This window comes from Marinomonas shanghaiensis (assembly GCF_003259175.1).
GTDB classification, from domain to species: Bacteria; Pseudomonadota; Gammaproteobacteria; order Pseudomonadales; family Marinomonadaceae; genus Marinomonas; species Marinomonas shanghaiensis.
Genome location: NZ_QGOK01000005.1, coordinates 122,843 through 145,686, shown reverse-complemented (window position 1 = coordinate 145,686; position 22,844 = coordinate 122,843). Strand labels below are relative to the sequence as shown.

Sequence of the window (22,844 nt, the reverse complement as noted above, 5' to 3'; positions counted from 1 at the left end):
AGTGTTATTCGTTTTTTTATCATTGGGGTTGTATTTTGGCAAGCAAGAGGCTTAAGTTAATAAAAGCCGTCAATTTTCTATTATAAACAGACATTTATTGATTATAAATTCATCAGAGAACGACGAAGTACATGAGTATTTATAGAAATATTATGATTTTTTTTGATGTTTCAGCTGAGGATTAACGTACAAACCATACTCAGGGGTATATCGCCAACGTCCTTGGTTTTACGAGGATGTGCTGTAGTTTCAGAATCTACCATTTTTACGGTAAGAGATAGGGAATATGACAAAAGAAATAATTGAAACACGTAAGATAACAAGTGACGAAGCCGCACAATGCGCCTCGGAAGCGATTCAAATCATCGGATCCATTCAACCTCATGGATTTCAATTAGTTCTTGATGCCGACACGTTACACATTGTTCAACATTCTACAAACACACTGGAACGACTTACAGAAACGTCGTCTATAGATACCTACCCGACATTACTCGGTAGCCACATTAGTCAATGGGTTGAATTTGCCAATATCGAGTTTTTAGCCGCTTTATCGTCTAAAAAATCAGTGGTGCTTGAGATCACAGACACAGGCATCATTCAAACCTCTTTATGGGGGTGTTTTGCGCATCGGGTCGAGAATTGGATCAGCTTAGAGTTCTCTCCAAATTCAGGCTCCGAGTACAACAGCAACGTTCTATTATCTCAAATTGATAATATGGTCGAATTGCTTAAATCATCTCATGATGAGACCACTCTGTTTCATACGTTAGTAAGACAGCTACAGGAATATACGCGATACGATCGCGTCATGATGTATCGCTTTTTACCAGACTGGTCAGGTGAGGTTGTAGCAGAAGCCATCTCTGAACGTGAAAGTATTAAATATGAAGGGATGCGCTTTCCCGCTGAGGATATCCCTAAGCAAGCCCGTGAACTGTATGCGCTAAGCCCTATTCGACTTTTTGCAGACATAGACGCTGAGCCGTGTCCATTAGAGCCAGCCCTGTTACCAAATGGTCTACCACTTAATCAAAGCTTGTCCATCCTACGAAGTATGTCAACGGTACATCGTAGTTATCTAAAAAATATGCAAGTTGGCTCTTCATTATCGCTGTCCATTAAGAAGGGCAAAGCATTGTGGGGCATGGTGGTTTTTCATCATAACGACCCTAAAATACCGACCAATAATGTGATTTCGCAATTGCGTATTTCAGGTGAGCTGTTCAGTGAGATTATTACGTCTTATTTGATTCCTGCTGAAAAAATTAAACGGCTCTCTTACTTAATGAACGCTCAGTCTTACATAGAAGCGACCTTTAATCAGGCAAAAATGGCGAATATCTCAGCCGCTCTGTTTGAGTCTATTCTGCTTAAAATTCAATCCATCACTCAGTATCATTTTATAGGTATTATCTATAGAGAACAGTCCTACCTACTTGAAGGACGGTCTTTTTTGAGTCCAGATGATAAAACCATTGAGGCATTAAAAAATCTCTTCCCAACACAGGACGCCACCCATTTCCAGTCCGAAAAATTACCGCAGGAAAAAGGCAGTATTCCCGGCCTTCATAACATGGCCGGGATCGCCATGGTCAGAGCAAAAGTACCAAATGATTTTTATGTTTTTATAGGCAAAGAAGAAGTGGCCAAAACCATCAAATGGGGTGGTGTTCCACAAACCATCAATATTGTGGTTGAAAATAACGAAAGATATCTTGAGCCTAGAAGCTCGTTTGCCTTATGGCGTCAAAATATTGCAGGGGAAAGCTCTCCTTGGCAAGAGCAAGACATCAATCTTTTAGACATCATTTTTAACGCGGGTAAAGACTTTTTTAGTACTAAACACAGCCAAATGCGCATCAACCAGCTGGAGCAAAGTGTCTATTTTGATTCTCTAACAGGGTTGGCTAACCGAGAACACCTTCGGTCTTTTATCGAAGGGTTGAAAGAACAAAGACACATTAGCCATGTGTCTGTGCTTTTTATCGATCTGGATAACTTTAAGGACGTCAATGATTTCATGGGCCATGAAACAGGCGACAGATTATTAATCACTATTGCACAAAGGCTCAACGAATGTGCGACGGCGAATGATCTAGTCGCACGTTTGGGTGGGGACGAATTTGTTATTGTCTTAACACATCAGGTCCTACCGGACCCCACGTTAGCCGAGCTCATCGCTGACAAAATTATCCAGCGTATTGGCGAACCCATTTTGGATAACGCGCACACTCTTGTGATCACGCCAAGCATGGGGATCATCTCGGAAGACGTGAGAATATTGGATTTTAATGAGACACTCAAACAAGCCGATATTGCGATGTACTCCGCAAAAAATAAAGGCAAAAATCGTTTTCATATCTTTGACCACAAAGACCAAGACCTCTTTAATAAAAAGACCATTTTAACGATGGATTTAAGAGACTGCATCGCTGAAAACAGTTTGAACTTGCACTTTCAGCCACAAATGAATGCACAACAGCAGGTCATTGGCGTTGAAGTATTGGCTCGCTGGAATCATAAAAAATTTGGTTTTGTCAGCCCAGACGTTTTTATTGAGATCGCAGAAAAAAATAACCTTATTTACCCCCTTGGTTTGCAAATTATAGACAAAGCTTGCCAACAACTCGCCAAGTGGTTTAACCGAAAAACGTCTACTGACTTTAGAACGCTATCGTTGAATATTAGCCCTATCCAACTCATTGAACCGAAATTTGAAAAAGATCTACTGGATATTCTAAAAAAATACGATGTGCCAGCAAAAATGGTCCGCTTAGAAATCACCGAGTCGGTTTTTATGAAAAACTATCAGACCGCCATCACCACATTAACGGCGCTAAGAGAACACGGTATTACCATTTCTCTGGATGACTTCGGGACAGGCTTTTCATCACTCAACTCACTGTGGAAGCTGCCTATTGACGAGGTCAAAATCGACAAGTCCTTTATTGCCAGTATGAGTAAAGATGACAGTCTGTTTACCATGGTGGAAAGTGTCATTACTCTGTGTAAAAAACTGAATCTAGAAGTGGTTGCTGAAGGCGTCGAGCATAGTATCGAGTTCAATATCCTCAAGGGATTAGACTGTGATATTTATCAAGGCTATTTATTCAGCAAGCCGCTTCCAGCAGACGTGTTTGAGAAAACATTCCTAGATAAATAAAAACCAGCCTCTGGAAACAAGGCGCTTCCAGAGGCTTATTCAAAGCGAACTCAACTGCTCACACCCAATATCCACAGGATCTAACCCAAACACCGACGACCAAGACCATTCTCCAGGATTGAGCACAAAACCATAACTAAGAGTTAAACCGGATTCGATTTTAATGTCACCCAATTCGGCATCCTTCTGGTCCGTAATGATATAATCGTCGCTGACAATCTCATCACCGCCCATCAGTTTCTTTGCCACTTTATCGGAGTAGACAAGCAGTCGAATCGGTTTAACCGATTGAATACCAATGCTCTCACCACTAAAGTCGCCTGCTGCAAAGCGGATCGGTAAAAAAACACAGTTTGTTGGCACTCCTTGTTGTGCGTCCATTTTAGAGAGCAGCACACCTTTTCCTGCAATACCTCGAAGCTGCAGCAAAGTCCCCATTTTCGGCGATTCAATGTAGACAACCGCTTTTATATTCTCAGGAATCACCACATGATTTCTATCCGTATTATCTACCTCATTGCTGCGAGCAGAAACGGATAAAAGCAACAGGATTGCGCATAACATGGTGGATAAGTGGGGTAAGTTATTAACATCTTTCATATTTAGTTCCTGTTTATAGCATGGCGTTGTTTTGTGGATAATGACCAAAATCCTTATTCGGCTCACTGGGTAAGGCCAATAGCACCAACAAAATAAGCATGCCTATCGCAGGTACCAAGACCACCAGCAACCACCAAGCGGAACGGTTTGTGTCACGCAGCCTACGTACAGTCAAAGACAACATAGGCAGCAAAACCAATACGCTGTAAAGCGCCTCTATTCGCCATGTCGATGGAAAGGCTAATTCCGACACGACAAACACAACCGAGATAAAACCGTTCACCAAAAAAAACACCCAAAATGCTTTTAGCGATGCCCGTCCAGAAAATTGCGCATAACGCTTCCACGCATCAAAATACTCATTCATACTTTTCTCCTTTAATTAACCCAAAGGGTTATTGAAGACTTAAAAGTACGTTGCAAAAAAAAGATTCGCGTCCTAAATCAGGTTTAAGGACGATCTTGATAAGGATCTAGGACATAATAAAGGCCTGAGTGATAAAAAACGGAGTCAAAATGATCGCCATTCCCTTGCCTTTTGTGGTTGCTCTATTATTGTCTATTTTGGCGTTTTTGCTCTTTATGCGCCGAGAAGAATCCACACAATCGGCGTTTGTCTTTATCGCCTTATGTGCGCTCACAACAACCGTGGTGGGGTTACGCTGGACCTTTGATTATTCCCTCTTTCGCCTTATTCAACCTATTTTGGCATCCTGTATACCGATTACTGCTTGGTACTGTTTTTCCAGTGCCCACCAAACTCATAAGCTCAAGGTATGGCACTTTTTGCCCCCTATTTTTGTCATTTTGGCGTCTTTTACTTATCCCTTTTGGCGACCGCCTTTAGACCCGGTCTTAACGCTCCTTTACCTAGGTTATGGTATTGCTCTGATTCGGTCCTCATTAAAAACATCCAACCTTCCAGAAAAAGTACGCTTATCAGACATCGACAACGCTTTAAAAGCCGAACGCATTGCAGGTGCCATGCTATTGATGTCTGCTGTTATTGACGGGGCGTTAGCCATCGATTTTTATTTTTTCGCTGGCGAACATGCGCTGATTATTCTCGCCATTGGTCACGCTGTATTACTGCCTGTGCTTTCTATCGCCGTCATTATGATGAGCTTGAGCCTGGCTCCGAGCGTGAGCGAACCATACGGTAAAGAAGAAACACACGCCATCGAGAAGGGAAAAGACAAAGCTCAGCCGCTGTTGAGCGAGGATGAAGTGAAAGACATAGTACACAAAATAGAAGTGCTACTTAGCACCAAAGAAGTGTTTCTCGATCCAGACTTAACACTCGATAGACTGGCACGCAAAGCCTGCATTCCAGCACGTCAAATCTCTGCTGCCATCAATCAAGTTTACGGTCGCAACATTTCACAAGTGGTGAACGAATACCGTATTGAACGCGCCAAAACGCTGCTGCTGACAACCGATAAAGCCATCACCCAAATCTATTTGGATTCTGGCTTTCAGACAAAGTCTAACTTTCACCGAGAGTTTTCTCGGGTAGCGCAACAAACACCGAGCGCCTTTCGGCGCGCTAATATGAAAGGTTAAGACGTTTTGAGAAAGTGCATAATATCCCGATACATCACTTGATGAAGTTCATCCCGAGATCGCTCATTACCGTCTTGGCAAACAATGCCATCCCCCGGCACTTCCTCTTCTAGCATAGCAATAGCATTGGGTTTGCACAGCTGCATAAAACTAAAGTGCGCGGCGTCTGGGTAGACAATGTATCGACGATTTTTGGCGGGGATATAGTGTGCAAGAAAACCCGATTCCTCGGTTTGCGGTAAATCGCCGATATCTACGCCCGCCGCAAGAATTAAAGTCGGGGTAGTAAATGCTTGTAAACTCTGACGTGACAAGCTACGCGCTAAACCTAAATCCAATGAAACCACTCGCTTTATTCGCGTATCTTGCAAACCGCCCGATGGTTCGCCGATTTGGAGTTGATCCAAACCAAGTTCTGGCATCAAGCCACACACACGAGGACTCGCGTTCAGACCGCATTCTTGCTTTAGCTGATCACGATCAAATTGAGCTCCCGCCAGCAGCATCACCGTCCAGCCGCCCAATGAATGACCAATAGCGGTGACATTGTTAGCATCGATATTTGGCAATAGATAAGACTCATTCAACAACCAATCCAACAAGCGCGATAAGTCTCCAGCGCGTTGCCACCACTGAGCCGCGGCTTGTGGCGAATGATCAAACGACGTGGTTCCAGGATGGTCAAGCGATGCCACGACATAACCCTCTTGTGCCAGTTTTGTTGCTAGCCAATTTTGATTGCGCCAATTGCCACGATAACCATGAGAAATCACTACTAGAGGAAATTGCCCCGGCATTGGTGTTCCCACTCGAACTACATTGGTTCCCAAAAACGCCGCATTTTCCGCGATTCTTTCCACGGGAAATGTCGTCTGTGAAGGATACCAAACACTGGCTTTCACTGGCCTATCGCTGTCTGCGTACAACGGAACCTGATCAAACCCCACCGAATAGGCAAAAGCATGTGGCACCCAACAGGCTGAAAATAGGATAAAAATCGCGAAACGCTTCATAGTGATGTCTCCTTTCAAAGTGCTTTTAAAAAAATCAGTGTGAAAGAAAAAACACGTTAAAGCGTCCTAAAACAGGATGGAGGACCTGATAAAGCACGTTCAGCATACCGTTTCATAAAACAAAACGGTTTCTAGCATTTATTGTTACTTATCTGTCATATTAGCTCTGTACTCTGATGGTATTCGCGGTGTTCACCTCGTTTTTCTTGAAGTTTACGGAGACGACAAAATGAAGATGAAAGAACAGTTAGATAGTGCTCAGCCACTAAAGAAGCATAAAACCAAAGCCAAAAAAAGTGAGTTAAAAAAGAAACAGTCAAAGCTGGAAACAAAAAAAGAGGTTAAGGAACAGAAACACCACAAAGAGACGACGTCTAAACACACAATTTCATCGAAAAATGTGCCTAAAAAACAGTACAAGATTGACTCTGTTGTTGCAAAACCAGAGGAAGAAAAAGCCCCAAATACCTCGATAAGGCAGCGGGCATCAAAAAACCTGCAACCCATGAGCAAAGAAGAACAGCTGATCGCCATTAACCAAATCATCAAACGTTTGTTATTAGATGAGATGACTCAAGGACAAGCCTTACGAGAGCTACGAGTGGATGTACTAGGCCTAAGACAAGACGCCTTTACCAAGCTCTCTGGTGTCTCTCGTAAAACCTTATCAGAAATCGAAAACGATAAAGGCAATTATACCGCAGACATCATCAATAAAGTCTTCAAGCCTTTTGATATCAAGCTTGGCCTCGTCCCCACTTCAAGCCAGTTATTAGCGGCGATTCTGACTCATTAAAACAAAGCCGTAAGCCTCCGCATTGTCGAGTGTTATTGGTTACACCGACAATGCAAAGGCTTCCATTTTTTCGGCAAGATCAATGTCTTTTTTAGAAATGCCCGACACGTCATGGGTTGTGAGCTGTACCTTGACCTTGTTGTACACATTAAACCATTCTGGGTGATGGTCTTGTTTTTCAGCATAAAGAGCACACAGGGTCATAAAACCAAAAGCATGCTGAAAGTCTTTGAATGTAAACGTCTTACTGAGTTTTTCGTCTTCTATCACCCACACGTTTGACGTTTCTGTGTTTAATTGATTGAGTGCTTGCGCTATCTCATGCGGTTCGAGTTTTCGATGTGTCATGCGTTTACGCCTCTATGCAGATACAAAATACCAGTCTAGCGGCTTGATGACTAAATTGATATCAAACAAAGGTAGCCCCTCGAGTGTTAACGTACAAAGCATAAATAGAGTGCGAACACGCCATAAATAACCGATTGCCTTCCGTCCCACCAAAACAAATATTGGCACAATATTCAGGCAGCCTAATATGACCAATAGGCTTGCCTTTATTATTGAACACCATAACGCCATTGAGTGCTTGAGGATTTAGCCCTGCCGAACCATCACTTCCCCAACCACACCATAGATTACCGTCTTGATCACATTTAATACCGTCGAACGCAGCGTGAGGAATGTCTGAAATAATTGCTTTGCGTTGGCCAAGGCTGCCATTAGACATAACATCATATGCCCACACTTTTCTGGGTTGTGAAGAGCATTCAACCACGTATAAAACGGATTCATCTGGCGAAAAACACAGACCGTTTGGTCCAGCTAGATTATTAATAACCTGAGTTAACGCCCCCGTTTTACCATCAATACGGTATACCGCGTCGGGGAGTTCCGTCTTGATAATATGCCCTTCATACATACTGCCTGCTTGGAATGGAGGGTCGGTAAACCAGATCGAACCATCACGCTTAACCACAGCATCATTGGGCGAGTTAAAACGCTTCCCTTGAAAATTATCGGCCAATACCGTCACTTTGCCGTTATGCTCAGTTCTTGTTACTCGGCGACCTTCGGTATCTGTTGTCGAACCTTCACAAGCAATCAGTCGCCCCTCAAGATCTCGACATAAGCCATTTGAATAGTTGGATTTATGACGGTAAACATTAAACTGATTGGTGATTTCGTCCCAACGCATAATGCAATTATTGGCAATATCGCTGACCAATAAATAACGACCATCACCAATCCAAACAGGGCCTTCTGCCCAGCGCATTCCCGTTGCTAATCGCTCAACACTGGCATTAAAAAGACGGTACTTCGAAAAGCTCTCATCGAGTATCTCTACATGCTCATCAGGATAATTCAGGCTCAATGGCTCTGCCAAAAGCTTGCCCGATAACGCAGAACTGCCTAGTGCAAAACCAGACAGCGCCGCCGTTTTTTTGAAGAAATCACGACGAGAATTTGACGTCTCTTCCGTAAGTAACCCGATTGGATTGACTCTTTCCATTTCCCTATACTCCCTAATAAATCCGTTGCGTTATTACACAAAACTATTTAGCTAGTCTGGCCGCTGCCATTAATGTTTAAAAAAAGAAAGCGTCTCTTTTTGGCTTAGCGCCAACTGAGCAAGCTCCTTTGCGGCCTGTTGAGTTTGATTAATCGCAGACACGTTCTGATTAACTAGATCAACTGTATTGGCAGTATTTTTATTGATATCAGCCGTGACATTAAACTGTTCCTGAGAAGCGGCCGCCACCAGTGTATTGATATCTGAAATGGCGCGGACATAAGTAGAAAGCTCGTCAAAAGAACGCTTAACATGTTCTGATAACGCCACCGACGCCTGAATCGCTTTTACATTTTCAACCATGTTGTCATTGGCTTTCTTGGACTGATCTTGCAAGGTCGCGATGATTGCCTGAATAGTGGCGGTAGAGGCTTGTGTTTTCGCTGCAAGACTACGAACTTCATCTGCCACCACCGCAAAGCCTCGACCCTGCTCTCCAGCACGAGCGGCCTCAATGGCGGCATTAAGCGCCAATAAATTGGTCTGTTCAGAAATAGCGCTAATAACATTAGTGACTTCGCCAATGTTCAGTGTTTCGTCTCGCAATTTGGCGATCATACTGGCGGTTTCATTAAACGTGGTATTAATGCTATGAGTTAAATCGATGGATTTTTGTAGACCTTGATGGCCCTTTGTCACACTTTCTATGGCCTTATTCGCTTTGTCTTCCGCCTGAACGGCGTTTGCACTGACTTCTTCAGAAGCATTGGACAATTCATTGACCGCATTGGCAATGGACTCAACTTCTTTTAATTCTTCGGCAGAATTATCTGCCGTGCTTTTCATGACCAAGGTTAATTCTTCAGAAGCAGAAGCCACATTATCCGAAATGGACAGGCTGCCACGAATGATCTCTGAGAGCTTCTGATTTAGCGTAATAATCGACGCATAAATTCCCGTTTCATTACCGTTATTTTGTAATCTTTGCGACAAATCGCCTTTCGCTATACGTGAAATAATATCGGATATTTCTGTCGGCTCACCGCCAATAGGCTTGTAAACCAGATTTACTACACCGTAATACACAATACAAAGTGAGACGATAACCAGAGCAAAAAAGATAGAAATAGAACCGATTAACATACTTTGACTGGGAGCCGAAATCTCGTCATCCAAATTATAAGACACCACTTTCCAGTTTCGATTCTGCAGCTTTCCCTCAAATGCTGTCACATCACGACCATTGATGCTGTAGTGCAGCACGGGGTTATTGCCATTAAACTTTGAATAATCAGGGCGTATTTGGTAAATATTTTTACCCAATAGCTCTTTTTGCGGAGCCGAAACAACATAACCGCCCTCATCAAACACAAAAAGCTGATTTTTCTCCGTCAACCCTTCAATAAAAGTAGTGAGTTCAGATACCTTAAGAGTGACACAAACAACAGCAATAACATTGCCATCACGGTAAATTGGCGAAGCCAGAGCAAACACATCCGCCTGTTCACCCTCACCAAAGTAGGCTTTCGTTATGATGTTTTTTTCACCTGCAAATGCCCTGACATACCATTCTTTTTTTAAGTCTTTAGCATTGAATCCGGGGAAAAAACGATCGCCCTCAAAAGAAAGACCACTTTTTAGTGCCACAAAAGCAGCCTGAATAGCAGGATTGGTGCTTTTTAATAAAGCCAATGCTTCAGTGACTTGTTTTTCGTTGGCAAAAGTTAAGTCGTCGTTAAAATCGACATGGAAGCTTTGCAAGGCACCAAAGTAAGAATTGATATTTTGCTCTAACGCCGCCGCCACCAAGATGGTTTCTACTTTTTGGTTTTCGAGAGCATATTCGCTATTGAATGAACTGAATCGGCTGTAACCATTCCAAGTTAACACCCCTGAAATGACAAGAATAAGACACAAAGTAAAAAACAGAATTCTATTTTTTAAGGTAAATTTCATAGACCATATCCTTATATGTAAATTGTCTTTAGAAACTCAGGGGTATTTTCTGGCATTGAGAAAATAACAGAAAGTCCGCCATTCAAAGCCTATATGTTAAGAGTGACAATAAAATTAAAATGCCGCCCAGCATAAAGAGAGGAGCGTTACGGTAGAGAGAAAAACACACAACAAGGACAAGAATACATTCCCCTTGGACAAGGGAAATCAAAATATACTCTCAAGAAATGAGTTATGAAGATGTACTCAAAAGTCCGTTTTGCAGATGCTTCCTTAGCCTAACCTACTTGCAGATTACATTACTTTACCTCTTCTTCATAGTAGGTTTCGTAGACATTTTGAGTACATTTTTACCAACACTGATCTATATCTGTCTTTCGTATGTTTTAGACAATCGTAAAGTTCACATCGATGTTGCCGCGCGTTGCATTTGAGTATGGGCAAACCTTATGAGCCGCTTCAACCAATTGCTCAACAACGTCTTTTTCAACTCCAGGAACATTCACTTCCAAATCAGCGCAGATAGTGAAACCTTCGCCTTTGGTGTTCGCGCCGATACCGATAGTCGCCGTGACATTAACATCATTAGGCACTTTTACTTTCTGCTGAGATGCGACCAATTTCAATGCACCAATGAAACAAGCAGAATAACCTGCGGCAAAAAGTTGCTCTGGGTTCGTCCCTTCACCGCCAGCGCCGCCCAACTCTTTTGGCGTGCTAAGAGCAAGATCCAATTTGTTATCAGATGAAATCGAACGACCATCGCGGCCACCAGTAGACGTTGCTGTTGCACTATAAATTGCTTGCATAATATTGCTCCTAGAATGATACAGTTTGTTATCTAGATAATGATTATCGCGATAACTATTAGGTGAAATAAAAGCTCAGTTACCTGAGCTAATGGATTTATGTTATCGCGATAACTATTATTGCGCAAGTGTTATTTTATCAATTTATTTCTAAGAGCCACCAGTTGCTCACGCAAAGCGACAACGTCATCCATGTTCATTCCACAGGCTTGGGCAACGCAGCGGTTCACATCTAAGCCTTGTTCACGCAATGTTTTACCTTTTTCAGTCAGAGCAATACTCAGGCTACGGTCATCGTCTACACCGCGCAAACGCTTAACCAAACCATCCGCTTCCATGCGCTTTATCACTGGCGTCAACGCACCAGACTTTTGCCCAAGCGCATCACTAATGTGTTTCAAACTCACGCCGTCTTGCTCCCATAAAATCAACATGACCGTATATTGAGGATACGTCAAACCAATGGCGGAAAGAGGCTCTTTGTAGAACTGAGTCATTGCTAAAGACGTCGAATACAGGGCAAAGCACAACTGATTGTCGAGCAATAATGGGTTATTAGGGAGTAAAGAATTGTCAGAAGTCATACGTTCTCATGCATAGTTGCGCCAATTGTTATGGCGATAATGATTAAGAATTCTACTCTTTTTTAGCGAGAACTGCATGTCGCTAAAAAAGACAGCCATTCCCTAAGATGAAAAAAGTTTAATGTTGCGATCATCTTATCGTTAATAGCCCCCAGTTATAGTGACGTCATGCTTAACAAGGCAATCTAATTAAATGAGGTAATAACCATGACACTCAAAACCAAATTCAGCATTATCTTCACGACCTTTATATCTATCATCACCTTAGTTGCGCTCTGCTCGGCCGCTTTGTTGATGAGCAGTACCACCTACGCAAAAGATCACGATGATTATAAAGAGAACCAAATGATGCTCTTAGCACTCAAATCCAGTCAAACCTCTTTAGACACTGTCATAGCAACCTTTAAAGCCGACTATCCTTCGATTGTTACCGAAATCGAACTGGATGAGGAGGACAATATTTTAATGTACGAGATAAAAGGCATCGATCTCGAAGAAGGCACAAGATACAAAGCGCACTATGCATTGCACAACGGCGAGAAGATAAGCAACTATTCAAAATCATTACGTTTCATGGGCTTTAATAAGCTAGATGACCATGACCTAGCCGCGCTGGAAACCGTAAAAAACCAAGGCATTTCTATCCAAGATGCTATCGCACTGACGAATCTACCAGAAGGTTCATATATTGAGTCTATCGAGCTAGAACGCAAACGCGGATTAACATTTTATGAGGTCAAATCAATAGGGCCATCCGGTTCGACAAAAATACTCATTGACGCAAAATCTGGTGAAATCGTTCCCTCTTTGCGACGCTAAAGGCGTCGCAATCGAAGATAAAACTCGGTGACATATCGTTCACTCATGCATGGAAAGTTGATGATGACAAACGTACTAAAATACTTACTTGTTCCTACTGCAATCACTGTTGCACTGTGCTCTGCAAGCGTCGCGTTAGCTAGAACTGCCTCTATTGTTCAATTAGAACCCGTGACTCAAAAGACGATTGTGAATGAAATCGACCTTGTCGGCACCATCAATGCAATAGAAGCCTCAACCTTATCTTCCTACGTTTCAGGTATCGTCAAAACAGTCCATGTCAAAGAAGGCGATGCGGTAAAAAAAGGCGATACACTGCTTTCTTTAGACGACGAATTGACGCGTTTTGAACATCAAAAAGCCGTCAGCAGCGTCAACGAAGCCAATATCCGCTTTGCAGAAGCTAAACGCCTTTTAAAAGAAGCCGAATCATTACAAGCAGGTCGTGACATTAGCGTCACCGAAGTCCAAAGCCGAAAAAGTAATGTACAGTTGCTGCAGTCGCAGGTAGCTCAGTTACAAGCTGAAGAGTCACGCTTACGCGCATTATTGAGTCAACACCACTTACGAGCCCCCTACTCAGGGATTATTTCTGAACGCTTTATTCATGTCGGTGAATGGGCAGCACAAGGTGTTCAAATGTTTGCCCTAACAGACGACAGTGGCTTAACAGCCGACTTCCGTATTCCAGAGCATTATTACGCCAAAATATCCACTCGAGCTGCCATTACCTTGGATTGTAACGGCCAGAAAATAGCGTCAACAATCACCCATCAGGTTCCGGTCAGCGACCGTATTTCTCGCACCTTTTTGATCAAAACCGATGTCTCGGCGTGCAATAATTTTTTACCTGGGGTATCCGTCAAAGCGACCCTAAAACTACCGAACGCTGAAACGGGGTTACTGATTAATCGCGATGCAATCAATCGTTACCCAAATGGTCGCACCACCGTTTGGGTCGCCAGTAAACACGATGAAGAAGGACACTATATTGTGTCAGAAAAGGCCGTCACTCCGGGAACTTACATGAATAATACGGTCGAAGTACTGGACTCTGAATTGCAACAGGATCAACTGATTGTGACTCGGGGAAACGAAGGCCTTATGGAAGGCAATGTCGTGCGTGTCGCTGATTCTGGAGCATAATCATGTTTTCTTTTTTATTACGTAACGGCATTCTTGTCGCCGTTATGGCTTGCATGCTGATTATTCTGGGAAGCGCTGCCGTACTCAAAGCACCGGTACAAATGGTACCGGATGTAGAAGTCCGAACGATTACCGTTGAAACCAATTGGCGAGGCGCCACACCACAGGATGTCGAAAAAGACATCCTCATCGAGCAAGAACAATACTTACGCAATTTACCCGGACTTCAGCAAATGACAGCGATCGCAGAAAGCGGTCGCGCAAGGATTGAACTGGCCTTTCCCTTTGATGTGGATATGACAGAAAAGCTGGTTTTAGTGAATGGTGCACTTAGCCAAGTCCGCTCCTACCCTGCTAATGTCGATCAACCTCGTGTCGTTTCTGCCGCCTTTTCAACAGAGGCTTTTTTGCGCTTCCATATTTCACCGCTGGACAATAACCCTAAATCGGTTGAAATCGAACGCATGGCGGATTTTGTCGATGATCGAGTCAGACCCATAATGGAAGGCATAACGGGGGTATCTGAGGTCTCGGTTTATGGTGGTTCCAGCCAACAATTGCAAATTTTTGTCGATCAGATGGCACTATCGCAACGGGGATTATCGTTAACGGACCTACGCAGTGCTATTAGTCGCCGTAATATGGATATGTCAGCCGGAGAAGTAGATTCAGGTAAACGACGCTATTTACTGCGCACACTAGGTCGTTTCGAAACCCTGGAAGACGTAGAAAACCTGATTATTGTCCGCCGTGGCGATAACATCGTTAGGCTCGCTGATGTGGCCACTGTCGAGTTTGGCTTAGCAGACAGACGTGCCATTTCCTATTTTAATGGTAATCGTGGTATTGGCCTTCAAGTGCGTCGAGAAAGTGGCGCTAATGTGATTCAGATTAAACGCGATATGCTTGAGGAAATGAATACCATCAATCGCGAGGTGTTAGAACCTGCCGGAATGAAAATGGTGATCACCTCAGATGACGTGCGTTACGTTGAAGCGTCCGTGGTGAATGTACTCACCAATTTAGGTCTGGGGGCAATTTTTGCCACCATGGTACTGTATCTATTTTTACGCTCAAGCCGAGCGACTCTTATTGCCGTTGTGGGCATTCCGCTCTGCACTTTAGCCGCATTTTTAGGTTTGATGATCACTGGGCGCACTATTAATGTTATCTCTCTCGCTGGCGTGGCATTCGCCATTGGTATGAGCGTCGACAACAGCATTGTGGTATTGGAAAATATTGAACGTTATCGGCGTTTAGGATTAGACCGTTTCGAATCCGCGCTCAAGGGCGTTCGTGATGTCTGGTCTGCCGTATTGGCGTCTACGGCATCGACGGTATTGGTGTTTTTGCCTATCTTGTTTATTGATGAAGAAGCAGGACAAATCTACTCTGATATTGCTATTGCTGTCTCAGGTGCCATTATTGCCTCGATGATAGTCGCCGTCACCATTGTGCCTGTGCTGTGCGCAAACCTCGATTTTTCGACTAAGAAAAAAGAAGAAACGTCCGTACAAAAAACCAAAACATCCATTATAGATCGCCTTGCTAACCTCTGTGCGAGACTCGTAGCGACCTCTACTCGACGCCTTACCGTGATCTTTATGACCTGTGCGGTTTGCATTATCTCGTTACTCTATTTAACACCGCCCGCAGAGTACTTGCCAGAAGGGGAAGAACCAAAAACCTTTGCGGTGATGAATCCACCACCAGGTTACAGCATGCAGGAAATGGCGCTGATCACCGAGCAAATAAAAGGGCATTTTTTGCCGCACATCAATGCTTCACCAGAACATTATTTGGCGGGTAAGACTCAGGTCCCACCTTTGGCACTGATCACTTTTAACGTCTCACCCACTCGTTTATTTTCCATCGCCGAGCCCATCGACCCAAATCACATTGATGCGTTAATGGATGAATTGACTCGTGTCTATCGCAGTTATCCAGGCATGCGTGCGTTTGCGTCTCGAGGTTCGATTATTTCCAGTAACAATGGTGGCACAAGAAGCATCAGCTTAGACATATCTGGTCCTGATCTTGGCACAATTTATAGCACCGCTAACCATCTCTATGAACAGCTCTCAGAACACTTGGGCAATCCGCGTATCCAAACCCAACCCTCCTCGCTCACGTTGGATCAACCGCTGATCCAAATGAGACCCAATTGGGAGCGGGTTGAAGAACTGGGGATGAACATGGAAACACTTGGCTTCTCCATTGCGGCACTCAACCAAGGCGCTTTCGTTGACGACTTTTTCCTCGAAGACGAAAAAATGGACATTTATGTTTATGGCGCAGAACGACAAGCTTCAGTCGCGGAATTATCGAAACGCATACTGCATACACCGACAGGCGGGGCGCTTCCTCTTTCTGAGCTTGTCACCATTGAAGAAACCGTGGGCACCAACACGGTTAGACGCATCAACGGTAATAGAACCGTCACATTGAACGTGATTCCTCCTCGCAGTATGGCACTTGAAGAAGGGGTAGCGGCCGTGCAACAGAAATTACTTGAATTGCGACAAAATAGCACTTTACCAGAGACGGTGACGATTTCTATTTCAGGAGCAAGCGATCAACTGAACGCAACAAAAGCCGCTCTAATGGACAATTTTGTCATTGCTATTGCTATCATTTATTTGCTGTTGGTGGCTATTTTGTCTAACTGGGTTTATCCCTTATTGATACTCACCACCATTCCAGTGGGCATTAGTGGCGGCATTATTGGGTTAGCGTTGATGAATGGTCTAGGAGGATGGCTGCCCGTACTGGGATTGCCCGCCTTCTCTCAACCTTTTGACATGATCACCATGCTAGGCTTATTGATTTTAATGGGGACGGTTATTAATAACCCTATTTTGATTATCGAAAGCGCACGCCATCGTTTAAAAGAAACGCACTGCACAATACAAGAGGCGGTACAGCAAGCCGTTGCCACACGTCTACGCCCTATCGCGATCACGACCATGACCACCATCTGTGGTTTAATCCCTTTAGTCTTCCTTCCGGGTGAAGGTTCTGAACTCTACCGAGGTGTTGGCATCATTGTATTATTTGGTTTGCTTATTACGGCTTTTGTAACCGTTACTTTTCTACCAGCGATGACCATTTGGGTATTTCAGCTGTCCGAAAAGCGTCTTAACATAAAGAAAAAATCACCTTAAAGGGCATAACAACGACAGATTTTAATGGTAGCCTCTTAAATAGTAGACTCTTAATGATAGGAACAGACAGTGCGCATTTTGGTGGTTGAAGACGATCTCGTCACACAAGGTTTTATTAAAAAAGGGTTGACTGAACACGGCTATCAAGTAGACGTTGCCAGCAATGGTCAAGACGCATTATTTCAAGCGTTGGAAATGGATTTCCAACTGATCATTCTGGATCGAATGCTGCCCAAACTGGACGGCCTTACGGTTCTTAGCACGTTACGCAGTGCTAAGAAAACGCTGCCTGTCTTAATTCTCAGTGCATTGGATTCTGTTGATGAACGAGTCAAAGGCCTACGTGAGGGCGGAGACGATTATCTTGTCAAACCTTTTGCCTTCGCAGAATTGCTGGCCCGTGTCGAAATACTGCTTCGACGTCAGCCACTATCGGTGTCGCAACAAAGTTCTTTGATACAGGCCGCTGATCTAAAAATGAACCTACTGACACGACAAGTCTGGCGTGCTGGCCGAGAAATCAATTTACAGCCAAAAGAATTCCAAATCCTACGCTATTTGATGGAACACCCACAACAGGTTGTGACTCGCACCTTGTTGTTTGAAGCGGTATGGGATTATGACTTTGACCCACAAACTAATGTTATCGACGTGCACGTGGCACGCTTACGAAAAAAGGTAGAAAGCGATGACCTTCCCCCGATCCTTGAAACAATCCGTGGCGTTGGTTACCGACTGGTTGACAAAACAACGAGCTAGCTTTGTTTGGCGTTTTACACTGCTGTATACCGCGCTATTAATTACCTTAATGGCGGTGGCTTTTTTTGTGCTATACCAACTCAGTGTGGGGGAAATAAGCCGCAGCTATCAACAACAAATTCAGTTTATCACACAGCAGCAACGCTTATTTAACAAACAAATGAGCCCAGCGGAATACCTGACACAGTTTACCAATCAAGCCGAGCAATTAAGCAACCTCATTCTCGCTTATGAAGACAAAAACGCCACCTATGGGCGTTTAACAAGTTTGCCCAACCATATTACTTCTTGCCCAACACACACCACTTTTCTTGTCGACAATAGCAATGATCTACGCCTTTACTCTGGATGTATTGAATCACTATCAAACGGACGTTTATTGGTCGCATTTGATGATGAAAATTTGTATTTTCTGCAAACACAATTCCTTCGAGCTGGGGTATTAGCCTTACTACTGACACTCGGGCTAGGGGTGCTATCTGGACGCTACCTATCGAAACAATTTCTCAGCCGCATCAAAAACATCAATGACACAGCCAAGATTATACAATCTGGAGATCTCGGTGCACGCGTCACTGTCAGTGATCGTCAAGATGAATTCGACCTGCTTGCTGGCTACATCAACAGAATGCTTAATCAGCTCGAAGATTCTTTTCATGCCGTATCTGGGGTCACCGATGCCATTGCCCATGATCTTAGAACGCCTCTCGGGCGACTTCGCCTCCGCCTCGAAAGCCATCTCAATTCCTTGCATGAGAAGCCTATCAACGAATCCCAGTTACAAGACATGCTTGAAGAGCTGGATCATATTCTAACAACGTTTAGCGCCATGCTGGAACTCAGCCGATTGGAGCATAAACAAGCCAAGTCACACTTTGATATTGTTGATATTAATCACATCGCTGACGATGTAATCGACCTGATACAGCCTATAGCACAAGACAAACAGCAAACGCTGTCATGCATCACCACGGCTCAGTCCTATATTAAGGGCGATAAAACACTTATTTTCCGCGCTATGTTTAACACCCTAGAAAATGCCTGCAAATACACGGACTCTGGTGGCGCTATTGAACTGATTACCACCCCCTCAGGCTTCATTGTGAAGGACAATGGCCCAGGCATACCAGACGAATTTAAAGACAAAGTCTTACAGCGTTTATTTCGTCTAGAATCCAGTCGTACCAGCCCTGGATATGGTCTAGGCTTCCCATTAATCAAAGCCATCGCACAGTTTCATCAAGGAAAAATTGAACTAAAAGACAACCATCCAGGATTACAAGTTCATGTCACACTGAACATGTCACATCCGATAGAGAATAAAAAGGATACTGTCCATTCAAAGCCATGAACAGCTGAAGAAAGAACAGAAGCTCAATGAGACGCATATTTTCACTGTACATAAAGTGGTATAGATTCTGTCAGCTTTAGGGTTAAATGCCGATCAAGCTATTCAAATATTGGGAAGTAATAATGAATCGTTCCAGCAACACAATCGGCAGCATCGAGCTCATTCTAGCCATGATACTGTCTGGCACCATTGGCTATTTTGTTATCAGTTCGGATCAAGCGTTTTGGAATGTGGTGTTTTTCCGTTGCGTCATAGGAGCAACGGTTCTAGGCGGTTACGCTTATTATGCGGGTCTTATTCGTCGTGAATATTTTCAGCGTAGTGTCTTGCTGATGATTATTTTGGGCGGTATCACCTTGGTAGGAAACTGGATATTTTTGTTTGCTTCATTCAATTACATTCCCTTTTCTATCGCCACCGTAGCCTATCACATGCAGCCATTATTCTTAGTGCTAACAGGCGCGTTGATTACCAAAGAGAAGCTGTCAGCCAGTTTATTATTTTGGCTCGCACTGGCGTTTGTTGGCTTGTTTTTGATCGTGGAATTGGATCTGAACGAGATAAGCGCACTCTTTTCTGGTGAAGCAAGCAGCGACGGCTCTTCTGCATTATTTGGCTTATCACTCGCCTTGGGGGCAGCGCTACTTTATACCGTAACTACGCTGGTCACAAAAAAAGTCCGCCAAGTGCCTTCCACCTTTGTGGCTTTGGTACAGGTGATCGTTGGCATCTTTATGCTCTTGCCCTTTGCGGATTTCAACGATTTACCAACCCAAACCAGCCAATGGATCGATCTATTGATTCTCGGTGCCGTGCTAACCGGATTCATGTACATCATCATGTACGACAGCTTTCAAAAGCTACCCACCAGCTTAATTGCCTTGCTGTCTTTTATTTATCCGATCACCGCTTTGTTTGTCGACCATTTTGCTTTCTCGACACATATCAGCCTAATGCAAATAGTTGGTGTCATACTGATATTACTGGCGGTGAGCGCGGTGAAATTTCATTGGACACTTTCATTTATACAGCAACGATAGGACGAACTTCCATGTCAAAAATCACATTGAGTGGCCACATTAAAGTCCCAATAGAAGATCTAGACGCCGTATTGACAGAACTGCCCAACCATATCGCACTGACGCATCAAGAAGCGGGCTGTATTACCTTTACCGTGACTCAAGATTCAAACAATCCACAACGCTTTGATGTCTATGAAGAATTCACCAACAAAGTCGAATTTGAAAAACATCAAGCTAGAGTGAAAACGTCTCATTGGGGAAAAGTGACAAACAAAGTTGAACGGTTTTATACGATTACAGACCATTAATTTGCTCAATAAAAAACCAGCGACCGATGACGATAGCTGGTTTTCTGTTGAACTGGGCAATTCAATCAAATAATTACCACTAAGCTTGAGTGGCTCTGAGCATCCACGCGGTTTTTTCATGCACTCGCATGCGATCAGAGACCAAGGACGCAGAAGATTCGTCATCAGCCTCTTGCGCTACTTTTAATACTTTACGTGCGGTTTTGACAACCTGCTCATGCCCTTTGGTTAAATACTTAACCATGTCCGTCGAGCTTGGCACACCATCGACTTCTTTAATGGAGCTCAATTCAGCAAAGGCTTTGTAAGTACCAGGCGCGGCAACGTCCAAAGTACGAATACGTTCTGCAATATCATCTACCGCCAACGCTAACTCTTGATATTGCTCTTCAAACATTAAATGCAATTCACGAAATTGAAGACCTGTCACATTCCAGTGAAAATTGTGCGTCTGCAAATATAAAGTATAGGTGTCCGCTAAAAGATGCTTTAGACCTTCTGAGATTTCGGATCTATTTTTTTTACTGATACCAATATCAATGTCTGTCATGTTATTACCTCATAATAATATTTGTGATAACGCTTTTTCTCGCCGACTCTCGCTTGAGCGCCCGCAAATCAAAAGCAACAGCCTATTTCGTTTTTTTCTATTTACATTATTACAATAAAATCAGGTGATCCGAAACCATAAGAGATTGAAAAAATAAGGAGCTAATGTGAGGAAAGTGAGTCAATTTGTTTTTTTTTCTGCCCAATACCCCCAAAAACACAACCCAATTTCCCCACCCTTTCGTTAAGATAAAATCAAAGCTTGTCTGGATTTTTTGTCCAGTCAAAATCCATTTGGCGAGCGGTTTTTTCAGCCAGTGCTTGGCTATGCAGCCGACTCACAAGGTGCAAACTCATGTCGATACCGGCAGAAATACCCGCTGACGTGACGACATCACCCGCATCAACCCAGCGCACTCCTTCCACCACATCCAATGTTGGAAATTGCGCCCTTAAATCCGCAATATCTTCCCAATGTGTCGTCACTTGTTGATCCTCAAATACCTGCGCTTTTGCTAACAAAAATGCTCCCGTACAAACAGAGGCAACCAAACTGGCTTGTTGGGCTTGTTGATGAATCCAGCTGATCACCTTAGGCTTGTGAATTTCTGCAGTATGATCACCACCCACGACAATGAAAACATCAATCTGTGGGTGATTATGAAAGCCATAATCCGGCACTACTTTATACCCAGCCCTAGCCGCAATGGTTTCACCCGACTCACCGATCAAAAATACCTGAAAAGGGTCCTCGTTTTGGCAAACACGAGACGCGGTTGTAAACACTTCAAATGGGCCTGAAAAATCCAAGACTTCCGCTTTCTCATAAAGATAAATACCGACATTCATACGTTATACTCCTGTAAATAACACGCCCAATGTATAGGCGAATTTTTCTCATTAAAACACACTATCCGCCATTATCATCCAATCACCGCTTCAATTTGGGCACTCTAACCTTCTTCCATTTATCAAAATCCGTTATACCTGCCATCAATTTAATTGGCTTTTTTCCGTGCGCTGTTTGTCAGATGATCCAACCTCAAACTAATAAGGAGACGAGCATGATTCTGCACGATTTTTTGCCTTCAGGAAACGGTTATAAAATCCGTTTGTTATGTGCCTATTTAGGTTTAAAAGTGACGTTGAAGCAATATGACATCACCAAAGGCGAAACTCACACAGAGTCTTTCTTGGCCATGAGCCCAAACGGTAAAATTCCGGTGCTGGAATTGGATGATGGACAATGCTTGAGCGAGAGCAATGCGGTGCTCTTATATCTTGCAGAACAGCATAAAGGCGCCTTGTTGCCGTCCGATCCCATCCTAAGAGCCAAGGTCTATAAATGGTTATTCTGGGAACAATACAGCCATGAACCTAATATTGCCTCACCACGTTTTTGGCTGACTCACAACGCCATGACAGACCTGAAAAAGCAGATGCTACCAGACCGAATAGAGCAAGGTCACGCCGCGTTAAAACAGATGGAAGAGACCCTAGCAACAGAGACATTTTTAGTGGGAAATACCATCACACTGGCGGATATTTGTCTCTTCCCTTACACCCATGTCGCGGAAGAAGGCGGTGCTTATCAATTGTCTAAGTACCCGAATATTCAGCGCTGGATTAAAGATATTGAAGCCTTGGATTGGTTCGTTCCCATTACACAAGATTAATACCCAATATAAATGCGGCTTTGACACAAATGCCGTTTAACCATCGCAAGTCA

The 22,844-nt window shown here is 43.6% G+C and carries 21 protein-coding genes; 11 read left to right on the top strand and 10 right to left on the bottom strand.

Features of this window, described 5'->3' with window-relative positions:
• The first annotated feature begins 286 nt into the window (after positions 1-286).
• The gene (locus DKT73_RS04375; RefSeq protein WP_111637363.1) at positions 287-3,166 is read left to right on the top strand and encodes a bifunctional diguanylate cyclase/phosphodiesterase; all 2,880 of its coding nucleotides are present in this window, start codon (positions 287-289) and stop codon (positions 3,164-3,166) included.
• Between the two features lie 39 nt (positions 3,167-3,205).
• Here the strand turns inward: DKT73_RS04375 and DKT73_RS04370 are convergent, their stop codons facing one another.
• Together DKT73_RS04370 and DKT73_RS04365 are read right to left on the bottom strand one after the other, a co-directional pair.
• Positions 3,206-3,766: a hypothetical protein gene (locus DKT73_RS04370; RefSeq protein WP_111637362.1), complete on the bottom strand. Its 561-nt coding sequence runs from the start codon at positions 3,764-3,766 to the stop codon at positions 3,206-3,208.
• 13 nt (positions 3,767-3,779) lie between these two features.
• Positions 3,780-4,133, bottom strand: a complete 354-nt coding sequence (locus DKT73_RS04365; RefSeq protein WP_111637361.1) for a DUF805 domain-containing protein — start codon at positions 4,131-4,133, stop codon at positions 3,780-3,782.
• A 149-nt stretch (positions 4,134-4,282) separates the two neighbouring features.
• Between DKT73_RS04365 and DKT73_RS04360 the strand changes: the two genes are divergently transcribed.
• Positions 4,283-5,329, top strand: a complete 1,047-nt coding sequence (locus DKT73_RS04360; protein ID WP_111637360.1) for a helix-turn-helix domain-containing protein — start codon at positions 4,283-4,285, stop codon at positions 5,327-5,329.
• On the opposite strand, the gene DKT73_RS04355 is transcribed toward DKT73_RS04360, so the two are convergent.
• Positions 5,326-6,342 carry an alpha/beta hydrolase family protein gene (locus tag DKT73_RS04355; protein ID WP_111637359.1) on the bottom strand — a complete coding sequence of 339 codons (1,017 nt, stop codon included), beginning with the start codon at positions 6,340-6,342 and terminating at the stop codon, positions 5,326-5,328. The two genes, DKT73_RS04360 and DKT73_RS04355, sit on opposite strands and share 4 nt — an antisense overlap.
• 229 nt (positions 6,343-6,571) lie before the next feature.
• On the opposite strand from DKT73_RS04355, the gene DKT73_RS20135 reads away from it, so the two are divergent.
• Positions 6,572-7,138, top strand: a complete 567-nt coding sequence (locus DKT73_RS20135; RefSeq protein WP_198666537.1) for a helix-turn-helix transcriptional regulator — start codon at positions 6,572-6,574, stop codon at positions 7,136-7,138.
• 39 nt (positions 7,139-7,177) lie between these two features.
• On the opposite strand, the gene DKT73_RS04345 is transcribed toward DKT73_RS20135, so the two are convergent.
• From DKT73_RS04345 to DKT73_RS04325, 5 genes are all read right to left on the bottom strand, one after another.
• Positions 7,178-7,486, bottom strand: coding sequence for a 4a-hydroxytetrahydrobiopterin dehydratase (locus DKT73_RS04345; protein WP_111637358.1), 309 nt, complete (start codon positions 7,484-7,486; stop codon positions 7,178-7,180).
• 61 nt (positions 7,487-7,547) lie between these two features.
• Positions 7,548-8,648 carry an SMP-30/gluconolactonase/LRE family protein gene (locus tag DKT73_RS04340; RefSeq protein ID WP_111637357.1) on the bottom strand — a complete coding sequence of 367 codons (1,101 nt, stop codon included), beginning with the start codon at positions 8,646-8,648 and terminating at the stop codon, positions 7,548-7,550.
• 69 nt (positions 8,649-8,717) lie between these two features.
• Positions 8,718-10,604, bottom strand: a complete 1,887-nt coding sequence (locus tag DKT73_RS04335; RefSeq protein WP_111637356.1) for a methyl-accepting chemotaxis protein — start codon at positions 10,602-10,604, stop codon at positions 8,718-8,720.
• Positions 10,605-10,990: 386 nt separating this feature from the next.
• A complete protein-coding gene (locus DKT73_RS04330; RefSeq protein ID WP_111637355.1) occupies positions 10,991-11,413 on the bottom strand; it encodes an organic hydroperoxide resistance protein in 423 nt (140 codons plus the stop codon).
• Between the two features lie 131 nt (positions 11,414-11,544).
• Positions 11,545-11,997: a MarR family winged helix-turn-helix transcriptional regulator gene (locus DKT73_RS04325; protein ID WP_111637354.1), complete on the bottom strand. Its 453-nt coding sequence runs from the start codon at positions 11,995-11,997 to the stop codon at positions 11,545-11,547.
• A gap of 207 nt (positions 11,998-12,204) precedes the next feature.
• Between DKT73_RS04325 and DKT73_RS04320 the strand changes: the two genes are divergently transcribed.
• The 7 genes from DKT73_RS04320 to DKT73_RS04290 all read left to right on the top strand — a co-directional run bounded on the left by DKT73_RS04320 (position 12,205) and on the right by DKT73_RS04290 (position 20,566).
• The gene (locus tag DKT73_RS04320; RefSeq protein WP_111637353.1) at positions 12,205-12,816 is read left to right on the top strand and encodes a PepSY domain-containing protein; all 612 of its coding nucleotides are present in this window, start codon (positions 12,205-12,207) and stop codon (positions 12,814-12,816) included.
• A gap of 60 nt (positions 12,817-12,876) precedes the next feature.
• Positions 12,877-13,962 carry an efflux RND transporter periplasmic adaptor subunit gene (locus tag DKT73_RS04315; protein ID WP_157959150.1) on the top strand — a complete coding sequence of 362 codons (1,086 nt, stop codon included), beginning with the start codon at positions 12,877-12,879 and terminating at the stop codon, positions 13,960-13,962.
• A gap of 2 nt (positions 13,963-13,964) precedes the next feature.
• Positions 13,965-17,126 (top strand): efflux RND transporter permease subunit, encoded by a 3,162-nt coding sequence (locus tag DKT73_RS04310; RefSeq protein ID WP_111637351.1) that lies wholly within the window; start codon positions 13,965-13,967, stop codon positions 17,124-17,126.
• A 69-nt stretch (positions 17,127-17,195) separates the two neighbouring features.
• Positions 17,196-17,885 (top strand): response regulator transcription factor, encoded by a 690-nt coding sequence (locus DKT73_RS04305; protein ID WP_111637350.1) that lies wholly within the window; start codon positions 17,196-17,198, stop codon positions 17,883-17,885.
• Positions 17,815-19,236, top strand: coding sequence for a sensor histidine kinase (locus tag DKT73_RS04300; protein WP_111637349.1), 1,422 nt, complete (start codon positions 17,815-17,817; stop codon positions 19,234-19,236). Before DKT73_RS04305 ends, DKT73_RS04300 begins: the two co-directional genes overlap by 71 nt.
• A 122-nt stretch (positions 19,237-19,358) precedes the next feature.
• Positions 19,359-20,276, top strand: a complete 918-nt coding sequence (locus DKT73_RS04295; RefSeq protein WP_111637348.1) for a DMT family transporter — start codon at positions 19,359-19,361, stop codon at positions 20,274-20,276.
• A gap of 11 nt (positions 20,277-20,287) precedes the next feature.
• On the top strand, positions 20,288-20,566 hold the full coding sequence (locus DKT73_RS04290; RefSeq protein WP_111637347.1) for a putative quinol monooxygenase: 279 nt from the start codon (positions 20,288-20,290) through the stop codon (positions 20,564-20,566).
• Positions 20,567-20,645: 79 nt separating this feature from the next.
• Here the strand turns inward: DKT73_RS04290 and DKT73_RS04285 are convergent, their stop codons facing one another.
• Both DKT73_RS04285 and DKT73_RS04280 read right to left on the bottom strand, forming a co-directional pair.
• The gene (locus DKT73_RS04285; protein WP_111637346.1) at positions 20,646-21,116 is read right to left on the bottom strand and encodes a Dps family protein; all 471 of its coding nucleotides are present in this window, start codon (positions 21,114-21,116) and stop codon (positions 20,646-20,648) included.
• A gap of 254 nt (positions 21,117-21,370) precedes the next feature.
• Entirely contained in the window at positions 21,371-21,964 is a 594-nt protein-coding gene (locus DKT73_RS04280) for a DJ-1/PfpI family protein (protein ID WP_111637345.1), read from the bottom strand.
• A 215-nt stretch (positions 21,965-22,179) separates the two neighbouring features.
• On the opposite strand from DKT73_RS04280, the gene DKT73_RS04275 reads away from it, so the two are divergent.
• The gene (locus DKT73_RS04275) at positions 22,180-22,791 is read left to right on the top strand and encodes a glutathione S-transferase family protein (RefSeq protein ID WP_111637344.1); all 612 of its coding nucleotides are present in this window, start codon (positions 22,180-22,182) and stop codon (positions 22,789-22,791) included.
• Positions 22,792-22,844 lie beyond the last annotated feature (53 nt).

Excerpts from the sequence above, each read along its gene's own strand:
- DKT73_RS04375 (WP_111637363.1), top strand. The coding sequence starts at position 287 with ATGACAAAAGAAATAATTGAAACACGTAAGATAACAAGTGACGAAGCC.
- DKT73_RS04370 (WP_111637362.1), bottom strand. The coding sequence starts at position 3,766 with ATGAAAGATGTTAATAACTTACCCCACTTATCCACCATGTTATGCGCA.
- DKT73_RS04365 (WP_111637361.1), bottom strand. The coding sequence starts at position 4,133 with ATGAATGAGTATTTTGATGCGTGGAAGCGTTATGCGCAATTTTCTGGA.
- DKT73_RS04360 (WP_111637360.1), top strand. The coding sequence starts at position 4,283 with ATGATCGCCATTCCCTTGCCTTTTGTGGTTGCTCTATTATTGTCTATT.
- DKT73_RS04355 (WP_111637359.1), bottom strand. The coding sequence starts at position 6,342 with ATGAAGCGTTTCGCGATTTTTATCCTATTTTCAGCCTGTTGGGTGCCA.
- DKT73_RS20135 (WP_198666537.1), top strand. The coding sequence starts at position 6,572 with ATGAAGATGAAAGAACAGTTAGATAGTGCTCAGCCACTAAAGAAGCAT.
- DKT73_RS04345 (WP_111637358.1), bottom strand. The coding sequence starts at position 7,486 with ATGACACATCGAAAACTCGAACCGCATGAGATAGCGCAAGCACTCAAT.
- DKT73_RS04340 (WP_111637357.1), bottom strand. The coding sequence starts at position 8,648 with ATGGAAAGAGTCAATCCAATCGGGTTACTTACGGAAGAGACGTCAAAT.
- DKT73_RS04335 (WP_111637356.1), bottom strand. The coding sequence starts at position 10,604 with ATGAAATTTACCTTAAAAAATAGAATTCTGTTTTTTACTTTGTGTCTT.
- DKT73_RS04330 (WP_111637355.1), bottom strand. The coding sequence starts at position 11,413 with ATGCAAGCAATTTATAGTGCAACAGCAACGTCTACTGGTGGCCGCGAT.
- DKT73_RS04325 (WP_111637354.1), bottom strand. The coding sequence starts at position 11,997 with ATGACTTCTGACAATTCTTTACTCCCTAATAACCCATTATTGCTCGAC.
- DKT73_RS04320 (WP_111637353.1), top strand. The coding sequence starts at position 12,205 with ATGACACTCAAAACCAAATTCAGCATTATCTTCACGACCTTTATATCT.
- DKT73_RS04315 (WP_157959150.1), top strand. The coding sequence starts at position 12,877 with ATGATGACAAACGTACTAAAATACTTACTTGTTCCTACTGCAATCACT.
- DKT73_RS04310 (WP_111637351.1), top strand. The coding sequence starts at position 13,965 with ATGTTTTCTTTTTTATTACGTAACGGCATTCTTGTCGCCGTTATGGCT.
- DKT73_RS04300 (WP_111637349.1), top strand. The coding sequence starts at position 17,815 with ATGACCTTCCCCCGATCCTTGAAACAATCCGTGGCGTTGGTTACCGAC.
- DKT73_RS04295 (WP_111637348.1), top strand. The coding sequence starts at position 19,359 with ATGAATCGTTCCAGCAACACAATCGGCAGCATCGAGCTCATTCTAGCC.
- DKT73_RS04290 (WP_111637347.1), top strand. The coding sequence starts at position 20,288 with ATGTCAAAAATCACATTGAGTGGCCACATTAAAGTCCCAATAGAAGAT.
- DKT73_RS04285 (WP_111637346.1), bottom strand. The coding sequence starts at position 21,116 with ATGACAGACATTGATATTGGTATCAGTAAAAAAAATAGATCCGAAATC.
- DKT73_RS04280 (WP_111637345.1), bottom strand. The coding sequence starts at position 21,964 with ATGAATGTCGGTATTTATCTTTATGAGAAAGCGGAAGTCTTGGATTTT.
- DKT73_RS04275 (WP_111637344.1), top strand. The coding sequence starts at position 22,180 with ATGATTCTGCACGATTTTTTGCCTTCAGGAAACGGTTATAAAATCCGT.